At 58.6% G+C, this 15,265-nt stretch carries 13 protein-coding genes; 7 read left to right on the top strand and 6 right to left on the bottom strand.

The annotated features are described in order from the left end of the window. Positions 1 to 172 precede the first annotated feature (172 nt). Positions 173 to 3,178 (top strand): bifunctional diguanylate cyclase/phosphodiesterase, encoded by a 3,006-nt coding sequence (locus tag LG290_RS14955; RefSeq protein WP_499835468.1) that lies wholly within the window; start codon positions 173 to 175, stop codon positions 3,176 to 3,178. On the opposite strand, the gene LG290_RS14960 is transcribed toward LG290_RS14955, so the two are convergent. After that, the gene (locus tag LG290_RS14960) at positions 3,139 to 4,212 is read right to left on the bottom strand and encodes a CobW family GTP-binding protein (RefSeq protein ID WP_499835469.1); all 1,074 of its coding nucleotides are present in this window, start codon (positions 4,210 to 4,212) and stop codon (positions 3,139 to 3,141) included. The two genes, LG290_RS14955 and LG290_RS14960, sit on opposite strands and share 40 nt — an antisense overlap. Before the next feature lie 129 nt (positions 4,213 to 4,341). Here LG290_RS14960 and ilvD point away from each other — a divergent pair, with 129 nt between their 5' ends. The 3 genes from ilvD to LG290_RS14975 all read left to right on the top strand — a co-directional run bounded on the left by ilvD (position 4,342) and on the right by LG290_RS14975 (position 7,949). After that, entirely contained in the window at positions 4,342 to 6,048 is a 1,707-nt protein-coding gene (gene ilvD, locus LG290_RS14965) for a dihydroxy-acid dehydratase (protein ID WP_499835470.1), read from the top strand. Positions 6,049 to 6,194: 146 nt separating this feature from the next. After that, a complete protein-coding gene (locus LG290_RS14970) occupies positions 6,195 to 6,752 on the top strand; it encodes a hypothetical protein (protein ID WP_499835471.1) in 558 nt (185 codons plus the stop codon). Positions 6,753 to 6,902: 150 nt separating this feature from the next. Next, a complete protein-coding gene (locus tag LG290_RS14975; protein WP_499835472.1) occupies positions 6,903 to 7,949 on the top strand; it encodes a hypothetical protein in 1,047 nt (348 codons plus the stop codon). 50 nt (positions 7,950 to 7,999) lie between these two features. Here the strand turns inward: LG290_RS14975 and LG290_RS14980 are convergent, their stop codons facing one another. Further along, a complete protein-coding gene (locus LG290_RS14980) occupies positions 8,000 to 8,977 on the bottom strand; it encodes a ribose-phosphate diphosphokinase (protein ID WP_499835473.1) in 978 nt (325 codons plus the stop codon). 184 nt (positions 8,978 to 9,161) lie between these two features. Here LG290_RS14980 and LG290_RS14985 point away from each other — a divergent pair, with 184 nt between their 5' ends. Next, positions 9,162 to 9,518, top strand: coding sequence for a hypothetical protein (locus LG290_RS14985; protein ID WP_499835474.1), 357 nt, complete (start codon positions 9,162 to 9,164; stop codon positions 9,516 to 9,518). A gap of 117 nt (positions 9,519 to 9,635) precedes the next feature. Here LG290_RS14985 and hmuQ read toward each other — a convergent pair whose 3' ends face one another. Together hmuQ and LG290_RS14995 are read right to left on the bottom strand one after the other, a co-directional pair. Beyond that, positions 9,636 to 9,938: a heme-degrading protein HmuQ gene (hmuQ, locus tag LG290_RS14990; protein ID WP_160418146.1), complete on the bottom strand. Its 303-nt coding sequence runs from the start codon at positions 9,936 to 9,938 to the stop codon at positions 9,636 to 9,638. Between the two features lie 83 nt (positions 9,939 to 10,021). Beyond that, positions 10,022 to 10,294, bottom strand: a complete 273-nt coding sequence (locus LG290_RS14995; RefSeq protein ID WP_160418147.1) for a GIY-YIG nuclease family protein — start codon at positions 10,292 to 10,294, stop codon at positions 10,022 to 10,024. A gap of 78 nt (positions 10,295 to 10,372) precedes the next feature. Between LG290_RS14995 and LG290_RS15000 the strand changes: the two genes are divergently transcribed. Then, complete coding sequence (locus LG290_RS15000; RefSeq protein ID WP_499835475.1) at positions 10,373 to 12,340, top strand: RecQ family ATP-dependent DNA helicase; 1,968 nt, start codon at positions 10,373 to 10,375, stop codon at positions 12,338 to 12,340. Here the strand turns inward: LG290_RS15000 and LG290_RS15005 are convergent. After that, on the bottom strand, positions 12,334 to 13,695 hold the full coding sequence (locus LG290_RS15005; protein WP_160418151.1) for an erythromycin esterase family protein: 1,362 nt from the start codon (positions 13,693 to 13,695) through the stop codon (positions 12,334 to 12,336). The genes LG290_RS15000 and LG290_RS15005 overlap by 7 nt on opposite strands. Further along, positions 13,692 to 14,360: a phosphoribosyltransferase gene (locus tag LG290_RS15010; protein WP_160418153.1), complete on the bottom strand. Its 669-nt coding sequence runs from the start codon at positions 14,358 to 14,360 to the stop codon at positions 13,692 to 13,694. Before LG290_RS15010 ends, LG290_RS15005 begins: the two co-directional genes overlap by 4 nt. Positions 14,361 to 14,607: 247 nt before the next feature. Here LG290_RS15010 and LG290_RS15015 point away from each other — a divergent pair, with 247 nt between their 5' ends. Next, the gene (locus tag LG290_RS15015) at positions 14,608 to 15,246 is read left to right on the top strand and encodes a dienelactone hydrolase family protein (RefSeq protein ID WP_160418155.1); all 639 of its coding nucleotides are present in this window, start codon (positions 14,608 to 14,610) and stop codon (positions 15,244 to 15,246) included. The last annotated feature ends 19 nt before the right edge of the window (positions 15,247 to 15,265 follow it).

Here is a 15,265-nt window from a genome sequence, read left to right on the forward strand (position 1 = left end):
AATCAATACGGTGGTTCAACACAGCTTAACGTTAATTTACGTTTCATCTTGATACCATGCATGATATTTACCGTTTAAATAAAGGCTAAATAATCACATGCGTTGGTTTGAAGCCATCCATACTCAAATTCCCACTACTTCATACCAGTCATATAGACGCCGCGCGATTGCCATGTATCTACTGGCACTCCTGATGATGACCACCATGCTGGGCTGGGTATTGAGTGACCAATATCAACGCGATATTCAGGCGGGGCGTGAGAAGGGTGCAGTGCGTGCGGAGCTAGTCGCCGAATGGGTGAGCAATGTATTCATGGTGAATGAATACACCCTGGTGGGCGTCTCCCAACTAGTGGGAACGCCGGGACAATCGCTATTTTCTCTTTCAGACGATACCGCCCGGCGTATTGAAACCTTTCTGGCGACACGACGCGACAGCGTGCCGATTCTGGAAGAGCTGGGGCTGGTCGATACCCACGGTCGGGTCATCCTTTCTTCCAGTTCGCTGCACTCAGCGGGTTACGATATCAGTGACCTGCCCTTCTTCGAGGCGTTCGCCCGCGACTCAAGGCGTGATCAACTGGTGACACCCCTGGTCTGGTCTGCTCACGATCAACGCCATTATATTATCCACCTACACCGCTTACGCGGCCTGGAAGGTCACACCGAGGGCTTTAGCGTTGCCTGGATCGACCCCGTCGTGTTCCATGACACACTCAAAGGTCTGGGAAGGGCTCCGGGGGAAAATATCACTCTCCTCGATAATCAAATGCAGCTGATCGCGCACCATCCCGAATCGGCGGATAGCTTGAATGCAAGCACCCTAGGGGTATCCCTCCACAGATCGTTTGCTCCGGCATTTATCGAAAGCAAGGAGCAGCCGACCAGCTTGCGTATGGCATCCCCGCTTGACGGCAAAGACAAGCTTTACTGGCTGCAACAGGTCAATGGGCTGCCCTTCATCGTAGTGGTAGGCGAGGACCTTCAAGGATTGTTGAGTAACTGGCTGCAACGCCTATGGGTACTGGTCAGTATCGCCTTGCTCTTGGCGTTATTGGGTGGCTTGGTGCTGCGCCACTACATGGGACGTTTAAGCTTGGAAGAAACACTGAATCAGCGCATGGCCGAGCGTGAACAGGCGCGCCATCGAGCCCGCACCCGAGCCGCTCGGCTCCAGGCCCTAGTCAGCTCGATACAGGACATGGTTTTCGTCTTTGACCAAGCGGGTCGCTTTACTTATGTGCATGCGGCTGCTAAAGAACGGCTAGCGCTCGATCCCGAGGCGGCACTCGGGCAACATTACCGCGACGTTCTGCCAAGGTCGGTCGCTGACCGGTTCGCCGAAGTGTCCGCTCGGGTGCGTCACACGGAAACGTCCGAAGAATTCGAGTATTCCCTGCGTATCGGGCGAGAAACGCGCGCCTTTCATTCGGTTGTCAGCCCGCTGAAGGATGCCGCCAATGCCTTTAATGGGGTCTTGGCGGTGGTCCGCGATGTGACCCAGGCCAAGGCCAACGAAGCTCAGTTGAGAATCGCAGCGACGGCCTTCGAGACTCATCTGGGCATGCTGGTCACTGACGTCCACGGCAATATTCTCAAGGTCAACAGTACCTTTACCAGAGTCACCGGCTATCACCAGGACGAGGTAATGGGGCGTAACCCTCGAATGCTCAGTTCGGGACATCATGACAAAGACTTTTACCGCAAACTGTGGCAAGGCGTCGTGAAAAATGGCAGCTGGCAAGGGGAAATATGGAACCGGCGCAAGAACGGCGAAGTGTTTCCCGAGTGGCTGACCATCAGTGCCGTGCACAATGCCAAAGGTGCGCTGACCAATTATGTGGCAACGCTGAGCGATATTACCGAACGCAAGGCTGCCGAACAGGAAATCCATCAGTTAGCCTTCTATGACACCCTGACCGGGCTTGCCAACCGCAGGCTGCTTCAGGAGCGCCTGGGTCAGGTCGTCCAGAGCAGCTGCTCATCCAAGAAATCTTGTGCCGCCTTGTTATCCATTGACCTGGATAATTTCAAGCAGGTCAACGATACCCTGGGCCCCTATGCGGGTGACCAACTGCTGCAACACATAGCCCGAGAGCTTGACCAGGCGCTGGATGACAATGACACCTTGGCGCGCCTGGGCGGCGATGAATTCGCCGTATTGGCGCACAACTTGGGAAGCACCCTGGAAAATGGGGCGGCGCTGGCCGAGCGCTTGGCTCTCAAATTGCTCGCTGTTATGCGACGCCCTATTTCTCTGGGAAGTGAGTCGCTCACCATTACGGGAAGTATCGGCATTACCTTGGTATGCGGGAACAACGCCACCAAGAATGAACTACTCCAGCAAGCCGATATGGCACTGTTTCAGGCCAAGGAAGCCGGCCGCAATACCTTGCGCTTTTTCGACACTGCGATGCAGTTGCGCCTGCAAAATCGGGCCCGACTGGAAGCCGACTTGCGCAAGGCGTTACCCAATAACGAACTGGTGCTCTACTACCAGGCACAAGTAAATGCCGCCGGCATCCCCACTGGTTATGAAGCTTTACTGCGCTGGATACATCCCGTGCGTGGCATGGTTTCGCCGGGCGAGTTTATCCCCTTAGCCGAGGAAACCCGGCTGATTATCGAGATAGGTGCCTGGGTGCTGGAAACTGCGTGTCATCAATTGGTAGTCTGGGCCGACAACCCTGCCACGGCAAAGCTTACCGTGGCGGTCAACATCAGTCCGGTGCAATTTCACGAGCCGGATTTTGTCGAGCGAGTCATGCAAATTCTCGAACGTACCGGCGCCTCTCCTCAGCGTCTCAAACTCGAGCTGACCGAGGGCCTGCTTGTCGAAGCACAGCAGCAGGCCCGCGAAAAGATGCTGCGCCTGAAACAGACCGGCTTGAGCTTTTCATTGGATGATTTCGGCACCGGTTATTCATCGCTTGCCTATCTCACTCAATTACCGCTGGACCAGCTAAAGATCGATCAATCCTTCGTACGGCATCTGTTGGATGACCTCGCCAATGCGGCCATCGTCGAAAGCACTATCGGGCTGGCTCATAGCCTGGGACTGGAGGTTATCGCCGAAGGCGTGGAAACCGAGGCTCAGCGAGTCTGGTTGACCGAGCATCACTGCCACGCCTTCCAGGGTTACTTGTTTGCACGCCCGCTTCCGGTCGAGGCGCTGTGATCGCGACAGGCCTCGAGCCCGTCGGCCAAACTCTCGGCACCGGGTAAAGCTTGTGGCGGAGCGATGATTTCCAGGCGTGAGTCCTGACGCCAGGCGCTGCTTTGCATGTGCATGGCGCCCTCGGCACGGTTGAGAAGCTTCCAGCCATCGTGGGTATGGAGGATGCCCTTGATGCGTACCTCTCGAGGAAAGGCGCTGAGTTGCGCGGTGAGCTGATCAAGATCGAAGCATTCCTCAGGGTGCCAACGCCAGCTCAGGCTGGTATAGCCCAGGGCGCTGCCGGTCTCATGCTGAGGTTGTCCCAACGGGGGCGGCCTATCCACCACGGCGGCAAAAATATCATCCAACATGGTGGGCGCCGCAGGGACATGCAATGCCCGATGCGAGACTGGCCTAGAAGGAGTGGATACTGTCGAGGCATGACTGTTTTTCAACTGTTCGTTTTTCAACAACAGATCAATCGGCAAGGCGCCATGAGGGGCCTCGACCAGCCATTTTTTCGGTGGCCAGCAGGCTTCCATCCGTTCACGAGCGGCCTGGCATTGCGCGGCACTGGCCTGGTCGGTCATGGTCAGCGCGACGGCATCGGCCATTTCCAGCTGGTCGCGGAAGGTCTCGTGTTCGCGCACCCGTTGTTCATCGAGTCGGCGCGGGTCGAGGGTGGCGATGATATCCTGAACCTCCAGCACCTCGGCAAACGCCTCGCCGCGCAGCATATCGAGCAGCCCGGCAGGATGGCCGAGCCCGGAAGGTTCGATGATCAAACGATCCGGGCGATGGCGGTGTAGCAGGTTAACCAGGGTAGCCTGCATCACGAACGCCAGCTGGCAGCACAGGCAGCCGCCGGGCAGTCCTTTGACGACCACATCGTCGCGTTCGGTGAACATGGCCTGATCGATACCGATCTGTCCGAATTCATTGACCAGCACTGCCCAGCGTTCATCCACAGGCTTGTGTTCGATCAGGCTGTGGATAAGCGTGCTCTTGCCACTCCCCAGAAAACCGGTGATCAAGTGAGCGGGTATCTTCTTCAAAATTAGCCTCCAGTCATGTTCATAAAGCGTACCACTATTAGCGACTACTAGCCGTTGCCTCTTGCCAGCGCGCCTCCAAGCGGCCACCCTTTGCCTCAGCCCCTTTTTCAACCCAACTGGAGCTCGCCCATGAGCGATTCGCCTACAGATCCCCGTCGTCGACATTCCGCCCCGGTAGTGGATGGTGTCGGCAAAGCCGCCAGTCGCGCCATGTTGCGTGCGGTGGGCTTCAAGGATGAGGACTTCACCAAGCCCCAGGTAGGCATTGCTTCCACCTGGAGCAATCTTACGCCCTGCAACAGCCATATCGATGAACTGGCAAGACAGGCAGCCGCCGGGGCCGATGCTGCCGGCGGCAAAGGAGTGATCTTCAACACCATCACCATATCCGATGGCATTGCCAACGGCACGGAAGGCATGAAGTATTCGCTGGTGTCGCGGGAGGTGATCTGTGATTCCATCGAGACAGTGGCCGGCTGTGAAGGCTTCGACGGCCTGGTCGCCATCGGCGGCTGCGACAAGAACATGCCGGGCTGCCTGATGGGTCTGGCACGACTTAACCGTCCCAGCGTGTTCGTCTATGGCGGCACCATCCTGCCCGGCAAGGGCCACACGGATATCGTCTCGGTATTCGAGGCCATGGGCGCTCACAGCCGCGGCGACCTCGACCTGATCGAACTCAAGCAGATAGAGGAAACGGCAATTCCCGGTCCTGGCGCCTGCGGTGGCATGTATACCGCCAATACCATGGCCTCGGCGATCGAGGCATTGGGCATGAGCCTACCGGGAAGCTCAGCGCAAAACGCTGTATCGCAAGCCAAGCACGACGACTGCCATGCCGCCGGGGAAGCGGTGCTGGCATTGCTTGAGCGTGACATCAAACCTTCCGACATCATGTCTCGCGAAGCCTTCGAAAATGCCGTCACCGTGGTGATCGCTCTGGGCGGCTCGACCAATGCGGTACTGCACCTGATCGCCATGGCCAATACCGTGGGGGTCGAACTCGATCTTGACGACTTCACCACCATCGGCAAACGCGTGCCGGTGCTCGCCGATCTGCGCCCCAGCGGCCATTACATGATGAGCGAGCTGGTGGCGATTGGCGGCATTCAACCGCTGATGAAGATGCTGCTCGAAGCGGGCCTGCTACACGGCGACTGCCTGACGGTCACCGGCAAGACCCTGGCTGAAAACCTGGCCACAGTCGCCCCTTACCCCAACGACCAGACCATCATCGCGCCGCTTTCGGCACCCCTGAAAACCGAGAGTCACCTGCGTATTCTGTTCGGCAACCTGGCGCCAGAAGGGGCAGTGGCCAAGATCACCGGCAAGGAAGGTACACGCTTTTCCGGCACCGCCCGGGTCTTCGGCTCCGAAGAAGAGGCCCAGGCACGCATCAATGACGGCACCGTGGTCGCCGGCGATGTGGTGGTGATTCGTTACGAAGGTCCCAAGGGTGGCCCGGGGATGCGCGAGATGCTAACGCCAACCTCCGCCATCATGGGCCGGGGGCTGGGCAGTGAGGTGGCGTTGATTACCGACGGGCGTTTTTCTGGCGGTAGCCACGGCTTCGTGGTCGGGCATATCTCTCCGGAGGCCTTCGACGGCGGCCCCTTGGCTTTGGTGGAAGATGGCGACATGATCACCATCGATGCCAAGGTCAACACCATCGAGATCGACCTCAGCGATAAAGAAATGACCCGCCGCCGCGCGGCCTGGCAACAACCTGCGCCACGTTACACCCGCGGCGTGCTGGCCAAGTATGCCAAGACGGTCAGTTCGGCCTCGACCGGCGCGGTGACTGATATTGCTGATGGTCCTGAACTCAAGAAATAAGCACAGCGACTGACGGGGTAGCTTGCTTGGCCCCAACAAAAAAAAATCACAGGTAGATCCACCTAATCAAGGGATGGAGGCCACCGGATGACAACTATACTGGCCAGGAATGAGCCTTGAACACGAGCCAATAGAGGAGACCAGCCATGTTATTCGCCATTTCGATCTGCTCGGCGATTCCCCTTCGCGGTTGTGGCCGACGTAGCACTATTGTCCTTGGCACGTTGGTGGCCTTGGGTGTTAGTGCTCTCAGCCTTGCCGCAGAGCCCGTCAGGCCTGAACTGACACCCAAGCTGCAGGGCCTGCTGAAGAAGGAGATGGTTCAGATTGATCTGGCGATGCAGGAGGTCTATAGCGCCATTGTGCAGGGGCAACATGCTATGGTGGCAGAGAAGGGACAGTCGATTCACGACAGCTTTATTCTGGAACAGTCCTTGACCGATGAGGATCGTCGGGATCTAAAGGCCGCGGTGCCGCCGGAGTTCCTGCAAATGGATACATATCTGCATGAGCTCTCGGCGTCACTGGCCGAGGCTGGCCTTGCGGAAGATACCCCCCGGCAGGTGGATATCTTTGGGCGCATGACCGAATCCTGCGTGGCGTGTCACAGCACCTACGTGACCGACCGCTTCGAGGGACTGGAAGCCTCGGATATCCCGGCAGAGTGGGGGCTGGCCCCACAGATCCCAGGTGATAGCTCGTAAGGGTGATCTGTTTCGGATTTCAAGGATGTCGACGGCTAGTGGATCGGGGTCGTATCAGCCGACCGGCTCTCTACCTTGGGCGATTGAGCTCAAGTCCGAGTTCGTCAGGAAGGTGTGGTACCCCTCCCGCTAGATCGAAAGGGAGTCACTATGGCCAAGGATTCGCACCCTATCTCTGGCGCGACCGCAAACGACGTCTCACTTCGAGACAAGGTCGCGTTCCTGTCGATTCCCCGGGCTTACCCCGGTTTCGAGGGCGAGGTCGATGTCAAGGAGACCCACATGGCCTGGGTCTTTCTGACAAAGGATCGGGTCTACAAGCTCAAGAAGCCTGTCGAGTACAATCATCGCGACTGTCATGTCCTGCGCGACCGCGAGTTTCTTTGCCACGAGGAGGTTCGTCTCAACCGTCGCCTGGCACCGGAGGTTTACTTGGGCGTGGCATCGCTGGGGCTGAATTCCGAGGGCCGGCTCAAGATCAATGGCGAGGGAGAGGTGGTCGACTGGCTGGTCGTGATGAGGCGACTGCCCGAGCATCTCATGCTTGATGTGGCGCTGTCGCAGGGTACCGTCACTAGGGCCCGGGCCACCCGGGTCGCCGAGCGGCTCTCCGTTTTCTATCAGGGCCTCGAGCCGGTCGAGATATCGGTAGAAACCTACTTGGATCATTTCAAGCGCGAGCTCGACAGAAGCCGAGAAGTCATCGCTGATACGCGATTCTCTGTGACAAGGAATGGGGTGGCGCCGGTCATCAACCGCCTCGATCGCCTGCTCGCCGAAGAGCCTGACCTGCTGGGGGAGCGCGCGCATCAGGGACGGATCGTCGAAGGGCATGGTGATTTGCGCCCCGAGCATGTCTGCCTCACCGAGCCTCCCGTTGTCATCGATTGCCTCGAATTCAGCCGCCCTCTGCGGCTGGTGGATCCCTTCGACGAATTGAGCTTCCTGGGCCTCGAGTGCGACCGACTCGGGGCAGCCTGGATTGGCAAGCTATTGGTCAACGACTGCGCCCGGACACTCGATGATCGGCCAGACAGGCGGTTGCTGGCCTTCTATAAGGCGTATCGTGCCTGCCTCAGAGCGCGCCTGTCGCTCGCTCACCTGCTCGAGCCAGATCCGCGCATCCCAGAAAAATGGGAACCGCAGGCCAGGGAATACCTGGCCTTGGGGCAGCAGGCCTGTCGTGAACTGGACTAGCAAAAAACCTGCCTGAATCCCCTGCCATTGGGGTGGGATAGTGACCGCCGTTACGCCGGACCCCCGAGCAGTTCGGTGAGTGAGCCATTCTCATGGGCGCGGCGGATTGCCTCGGCAAAGATCGGGGCGGCGCTGACCACCTCAAGGTGTTGGCTGGCTACCTCGGCATCGAGGCGGGTTGGCGGGACGGTATCGGTAACGATAAGCTTACTCAGCTGGGGGTCGCTGACCACCCGGTCGGCATCGCCGACGAACAGGCCGTGGGCCGCCAGCCCGTATACCACCTTTGCTCCTCGGTCCAGGCATGCCTGGGCGGCGCGCAGCAGGGTACCTCCCGAACTGATCAAGTCATCCACGACCAGCACGGTGGCGCCTTCGACCTCACCGGTCAGCAGGGTGCCGCTGACCTTGCCCTCGCTGCGACGTTTCTCCATGTAGGCTGCACCGATCTCGCGATCCAGCATGGGCTCGAGCATTTCCCTGAAGCCCTGCGCCCGCTTCACGCCGCCCGGGTCGGGGGATGCCACTACCACCGGCCCGTCGCCACAGCGCTCGCGCATGTAATCGGCGAACAGACGACGCGTGTCGAGGGTGTGAGTGGGGCAGCGGAAGGCATTCTGGAAGGCCGCGGGATTGTGGACGTCGAGCGTCATGACGGCGTCGATGCCCATGGCTTCGAGAAGCATAGCGAGATAGCGAGAGGAAAGCGGGTCGCGTGACTTGGTCCGGCGGTCCTTGCGTGCATAGGCCATGTAGGGGATCACCGCGGTAACCCGCTGGGCGCCCGCGTCGCGGACGGCGCCCAGGAAGAACAGTAGCCGGCAAAGCCGCTCGTTGACCCCTTGCTCCGGGTCGCCATTGAGGCTCTGCAGCACATAGACATCCTCGCCACGCACGCTTTCCAGCGGTCGCGCCTTGTGCTCGCCGTCCTCGAAGTCGCGCTCTTCGTGTTCGGCAAGCGAGATGCCCAGTGCCTGCGCCACTTTTTCGCCAAAAGGTCTACTGGCGTTGAGAGAAAATAGTTTCATACCTTCCAGCATAGACGCTGGCACAAGGATTTGACGAGGCTGAAGGTGAATTTTCGTCGCTGGGTATGGAATTCGCCCCCTGAGATGAACCAGGACATGACCTCCACGACGACAGGAGATGGCTGGCCAAGTATGCCAAGACGGTCAGTTCGGCCTCGATCGGCGCGGAGACTGATCTGCCGGAGTGACCTGTCACGACGTATCATTTCCTCTGCCGGTTCCCCACCCCTTCTGGCCCGGCGACAAGGCCCAGCATCGCGCGTTTCGGGAGGTCGCCGGCAACCTGCACGTCACTTTGACCCAGTTCGAGGAGCGGGAAGCCTTCGCCCGCTTTGGCACCCGTCTGGATGACGTCACCCGGGCGCGCCTGAGCCGGGACGCTGCGGTCCGGGCGGCATTGCGCCAGCCCGAGCGCGATCCGACCCCCGCGCTGTTTGCGGCGTTGTTGCGCAGCCATATCTTTGCCAGTGTCTTTCGTGCCTTGGCGGAGGCCATGGTCACCGAAAATGCTGCGCGGGCTTGCCCTGATGCAACAGGCTGAACAATCAGTGGACGACCGCCTAGACGTCATCATTGGCTTCGCGGCGTTGCGCAACAAGCCGCGCAGGACTTGATCCCAAGGGCGCGGTAATTGAGGGGGCGGGCTTGCTCATCTCCCCTAAAGCACTACCTCAAAACCTTCGAATACCGGCGGGCCGAGATACACCCCACTGGCGGCCTTGGCATTGGCATGGGCCTTGCGGAAGGATTCCGACTTGGTCCAGTCGATGAAAGCGGTTTCCGATTCCCAGATGCTATGTGAGGCAAACAGGGTGTGGTCTTCGTGGCTCGGTCCCTGCAACAGCTGGAAGCTCTTGAAACCCGGCACTTCATTCAGGTGTGAATCCCGGTTGCGCCAGATCTCGATGAACTCCTCTTCACGGCCGGGCGCAATACGAAAGCGATTCATGGCAATATACATAAGCAAGGTCTCTTCTGGATGGGCGAGTGTCACTAAAGGGTGAGCTTTTCTTTCAGGCGCTTCAAGGCTTCCGGTTTCTCTTTCTATTCGGCGGAGCAAGCCTCGGGTGGCCAAGGCCAAGTATCGGCCCACAGGCGTTTCTGTGTGGGTGTCTTGCGCTTGAGCTGGTATTCGGCGCGGCTAGCGCTGCTACGGCAAGCAAAAGGTTGCACGCCCAGAATCGCGCTGGGCGGGTTGGCCCGGGTGTAACGCGCGCCCTTTCCAGCTTGATGCGCGGCATAGCGCCTGAGCACATCATTGGTGATGCCGGCGTAGGTATTACCGCCTCGGCATTCCAGCAAGTAAAGATACCACATCGAAAAATGCCTTCTTATGCCGTTTAGGGTAAATCAAGCCTGCCCCTGAGCGAGCATGCCATATCTCAGGAAACTATCATGATCGAGCGCACTCTCCAGCAAGTTTTCGGCTACGACGATTTTCGTCTCGGCCAGCGCCCGGTGATCGAGGCGGTGGTGGCGGGTCGTTCGGCCGCGGCCATCTTTCCCACCGGGTCCGGCAAGTCGCTGTGCTACCAGTTACCCGCCCTGCACCTGCCTCACCTGACGCTGGTGATTTCGCCGCTGCTGGCGCTGATGCAGGATCAACTGGCGTTTCTAGAGCGCCACGGCATGCAGGCGGCGAGTATCGATTCCGCCCAGAGCCGCGAAGAGACCTCCGCGGTGATGAACGGTGTGGAGCGCGGCGATATCCGCATTCTGATGATTTCGGTGGAACGCCTCAAGAACGAGCGGTTTCGCGCCTTTATCCGCCGAGTGCCGATTTCGCTGATGGTGGTCGACGAAGCACACTGCATCTCTGAATGGGGGCACAACTTTCGTCCCGACTATCTCAAACTCCCCGACTACCAGCGTGAATTCGCCATCCCCCAGGCACTATTGCTGACGGCCACCGCCACGCCAAGGGTGATCGAGGATATGCGCAACCGCTTCGCCATCGCGGCTGATGACGTGACCGCCACCGGTTTCTACCGCCCCAATCTGGCTCTGGAAGTAGCCCCGGCACCGGCCAATGCTCGGCCTCGCGCCCTGGTCGAATGGCTGCAGCCCAGGCTGGCCGATGGACCCGCCCCCACCATTGTTTACGTGACCCTGCAGCAGAGCGCCGAACGCCTAGCGGCTTACCTGAGCAAGGCGGGCATTCAGGCGACGGCTTATCACGCGGGGCTTAAAAGCGAGACCCGCCAAGCCATCCAGCAGGATTTCATGCAGGGTCGCTGCCATTGCATCGTGGCGACCATCGCCTTCGGCATGGGCATCGACAAGGCCGACATCCGCCATGTGGTGCATTTCGACCTGCCCAAGTCGATCGAGAACTACAGCCAGGAGATCGGCCGGGCCGGTCGCGACGGCAAACCTTCGACCTGCCTGATGCTGGCCGGTCGCGATACCCTAGGTGTGCTGGAAACCTTCGTTTACGGCGATACCCCGGAGTATCACGCCATTCGTCGCCTGATCGACGAACTCCAAGCCGCAGGGCCGCGCTGGGAGCTTCTGCTCACACCCCTATCGCAACACACCAATATCCGCCCGCTGCCCCTCAAGACCCTGCTGGTGCAGCTGGAACTGCGCGGCATCATCGAACCTCACCACGCTTATTTCGCCGACTATCGTTTCAAGTTGCTGGGCGACGCCGATGCCCTGGTGGCGCGTTTCCAGGGCGAGCGCCGGGCGTTCGTTCAGGCGATTCTCGATGCCTCGAAGCGTGCCCGCACCTGGTATGAACTGGATTTTTCCAGCCTGGAAATACTTGGCCGGGAGCGTGGCCTGGATACCGCCAGGCCACGCGTACTTACCGCTCTGGATTACTTCGTCGAGAAGGGCTGGCTTGAGCTACAGAGCCGCCAGTTGACCGAGGTCTATGCGGTATTGAAAACAGACATCGACGCCGAAGCACTCGGCCAGGAACTGCACGGCTATTTTCACGACAAGGAAGCCGCGGAAATCACCCGGTTGCACGCCATGCTGGCGCTGTTCGAAAGTGATAGCTGCCTCAGCCGCCGCCTGGCCGAGTGGTTCGGTGACGACCGCGCCCCGATGCACTGCGGTCATTGCTCGGCCTGTGGTGGGCAGCCTGCGCACTTGCCTGCCGAGGCGCCTTCAGCGGCGCTGGAAGCTCAACAGCTTACCGCGCTACTCAGTGAGTTTCGCATTCAGCTTGAACAGCGCGGCGATAGCCATCCCGCCACGCCGGATCTGCTGGCCCGCTTTCTATGCGGGATCACCACGCCGCTGTTCACCCGCATGAAAGCCAGACAGTTACCCGGCTTCGCCGCCCTGGAAGGCCATTCCTACGCCGACGTTCGCCGCCAGCTTGCTCAGGCATTATCCAGCGGCGTTCAGTAGCCGGTGGGATAGGTATCAGCGGGTTCGTTGTCCGCGGCACGCGGTACCTCCGTCAACGCCTCAAGTGCATGGGTCTTGTCGATATGCAGGATGAAATCGTATTGCTGTGACAAGGTACTGTGAAAATAATGACTCTGACGCTCGGTTTCCGGACGATAGATCACCCCGATAGCGCGATGCAGACGAGGTGTTTCCAGCGCCGCCGTTGCCGCATTACGCTTGCGCAGGTCGAGCAGGAAGCGCTCGTATTTTACTTGGTGGAACAGCCGCTCATAGCTGTCTTCCAGCGGTTCGCGTACGCTTTTATGCTCACCGGCTCCATCCCAATCGGTAGCAGCAGTGACCTCACCGGTCGCAGTGGAAAAGCCCACCAGCAAAGCATTTTCGGCATACTTTTCGCGGGCCAGCTGGCCGATATTGAATTCCCCCCAACGGCCCATGTCAGTAACCGCGGCATTACCAATATGCGAATTATGCGCCCAGACCACGATACCTGCAGGCCGGTCCAACTTCTCACTGAGATGCGCCTGCAAGGCTTCCAGCGTCTCGAACATATGCCCATCGCGCAGATTCCAGGAGCTGACTCGGCCTTGGAACATGGAGCGGTAATATTCTTCGGCATTGAGTACCACCTTGGCATTCTGCTCGACACAGAAGCGATGCTCTTCTTCAATCTGATGTTCGCCTTTCAGGCGCGGCAGGATCTGATGCTGCAACTCAACCAACTGGTCGATGATTTCCTGTTCGCACGACAGGGTCAGTCCCAGCTCGACCGACCTGCCGTAGCGATGCGGCTCATCGAGAAACTGATCCAGACAGGCATAGCGATCACGGGCACGCTTTGCGGCAGGCGGGTCATGCTTGTCAAGATAGTCGAGCACCGCATGAACCGAATTGCCCATGCTGTATAAATCGAGCCCATAAAAGCCAACCGGGCGCTCGCCTTGGCTGAAGGTGGTGCTGCGTGCTTCATTGAACGAGGCTAGCCAGCGCACGAAATCACGTACCTCGGTATTGGCCCACATCCATACCGGAAAACGCTTGAAGGTGTTGAGCGCTTCTTCAGCGCGACTTGCCGAAGAAACGTTCCATACATAGCGGTTGACGGCATAGGCATCCGGCCAGTCGGCCTCCACCGCGACTGCTGCGAATCCTTCTTCCTCGATCAGGCGGCGGGTTATTTCCGCACGGATCCGATAGAACTCCTGGGTACCGTGCGAAGCTTCGCCGATCATGACGAACCGCTTGCCCCGTGCCGCCTCGACAATGGCATCATAGTCTTCAGCCGTGCCCTTGAGTTCCAGTGCATTTTCCTCGATTGCCTGCACGGCACGCTTGTCATCATCACGTTTCATACCTGCCCCTCCTGGGTGTCTTGACCCGCTTGCTTGTGCTGACGCAGAAGCTCGATTACCTCGCTATCCGTGACTTGGGGAAAGTTGACATACCAACGCCCTACCCCGCCAAAATCGTCAAGCTGATGCGGACATACCACTCGGTCCACCTGACCCTCGAGCCTGCGACAAGTGTCCAGGGCGGCCACGGGAGCGGCGACCACAATTTCGCCGGCGGCGCCATGGTGCGCGGAAGCAATCGCGGCTTCCATGCTGGCGCCGGTTGCCAAGCCATCATCAACCAGAATTACTGTCATGCCCGTCAGATCGAGTGCGGGTGCCTCGCCGCGATACAGCCTGTCACGGCGTTCAAGCTCGGCTTTCTCTCGCTCCGCCACCTTCTCGACCTGTTCGGGAGTCAACCTAAGCGCTTCAATGACCTCTTGATGAAGCACACGATGATCACCGGGTGCGATGGCCCCCATGGCAAACTCTTCATGACCGGGCACCCCGAGTTTTCGCACCAGCATCAGATCCATCGGTAAACTCAATTCACGGCTTACCTCGGCTGCAATCGGCACGCCACCGCGGGGTAAGGCCAGCAAAATGGTGTTGTCACGCTCAGCATAGTCCGCTAACGCCGTGGCCAGCTCGGCACCGGCATGAATACGATCAGTAAAAATCATTTTGGCTACTCCTTGCCCGCTTGGTAATAGACTGATTTATAGATTTTTTAATCCATAACGAAGCTGAATAATTAACAGAAAATAAAGATGAAAACGTTTTATTAAAAAAACAAGTACTCACAGGTATAGCTAATCATATCGATTGTTCAAACTGGACAAGCAGTGGCCACCTGCCTTTCTCTCGACTAACGTTCTCTCTAATTAACTTTCAAAACGTCAATACCCAACGTCTGCCAAGGAGGCCACCATGCAACGCAATGAGGCACAAACGGTAAAACTGATGCTGGATGATCAGCCCCATGAAGGTATTCTTGCCCTGCCCTCCGCCTGCGCGGGCCTGGTGATATTCGCCCACGGCAGCGGCAGCAGCCGTTTGAGTGGACGCAATAATTTCGTGGCCCAGGTATTGCAGGATTCGGGCTTCGCCACTCTGCTTTTCGATCTGCTCACCGAAGAGGAAGATCGCATATTCGAAAACCGCTTCGATATCGACCTACTGGCTCGGCGGTTGATACAGGCATCACAATGGGCCAGTCGAGAATCCTCGCTATCGAATCTTCCGCAGGGTTATTTCGGTGCCAGTACTGGAGCAGCCGCTGCCTTGAAGGCAGCGGCTCAACAAGGCGACATGATTCGTGCGGTGGTTTCCCGAGGAGGACGCCCGGACTTGGCGGAAGAGAAATTACCCGACGTCGAGGCACCTACCCTTTTGATCGTGGGTGGCCACGACCCTGTGGTCATTGACCTCAACAAGGAGGCGCGTTCACGCATGAAAGCTACCTGCGAAATTGAGATTGTCCCGGGTGCCACTCACCTTTTCGAAGAGGCAGGCACTCTGGAAAAAGCCTCCCAGCTAGCCACTCAATGGTTTGAACGCTGGCTTTAAAAACTGGACGAAGAAAAGA

The sequence above is a fragment of the Halomonas sediminis genome (assembly GCF_044871105.1).
Taxonomy (GTDB): Bacteria; Pseudomonadota; Gammaproteobacteria; order Pseudomonadales; family Halomonadaceae; genus Vreelandella; species Vreelandella zhuhanensis.

Excerpts from the sequence above, each read along its gene's own strand:
- LG290_RS14955 (WP_499835468.1), top strand. The coding sequence starts at position 173 with ATGTATCTACTGGCACTCCTGATGATGACCACCATGCTGGGCTGGGTA.
- ilvD (WP_499835470.1), top strand. The coding sequence starts at position 4,342 with ATGAGCGATTCGCCTACAGATCCCCGTCGTCGACATTCCGCCCCGGTA.
- LG290_RS14970 (WP_499835471.1), top strand. The coding sequence starts at position 6,195 with ATGTTATTCGCCATTTCGATCTGCTCGGCGATTCCCCTTCGCGGTTGT.
- LG290_RS14975 (WP_499835472.1), top strand. The coding sequence starts at position 6,903 with ATGGCCAAGGATTCGCACCCTATCTCTGGCGCGACCGCAAACGACGTC.
- LG290_RS14980 (WP_499835473.1), bottom strand. The coding sequence starts at position 8,977 with ATGAAACTATTTTCTCTCAACGCCAGTAGACCTTTTGGCGAAAAAGTG.
- hmuQ (WP_160418146.1), bottom strand. The coding sequence starts at position 9,938 with ATGTATATTGCCATGAATCGCTTTCGTATTGCGCCCGGCCGTGAAGAG.
- LG290_RS14995 (WP_160418147.1), bottom strand. The coding sequence starts at position 10,294 with ATGTGGTATCTTTACTTGCTGGAATGCCGAGGCGGTAATACCTACGCC.
- LG290_RS15000 (WP_499835475.1), top strand. The coding sequence starts at position 10,373 with ATGATCGAGCGCACTCTCCAGCAAGTTTTCGGCTACGACGATTTTCGT.
- LG290_RS15005 (WP_160418151.1), bottom strand. The coding sequence starts at position 13,695 with ATGAAACGTGATGATGACAAGCGTGCCGTGCAGGCAATCGAGGAAAAT.
- LG290_RS15010 (WP_160418153.1), bottom strand. The coding sequence starts at position 14,360 with ATGATTTTTACTGATCGTATTCATGCCGGTGCCGAGCTGGCCACGGCG.
- LG290_RS15015 (WP_160418155.1), top strand. The coding sequence starts at position 14,608 with ATGCAACGCAATGAGGCACAAACGGTAAAACTGATGCTGGATGATCAG.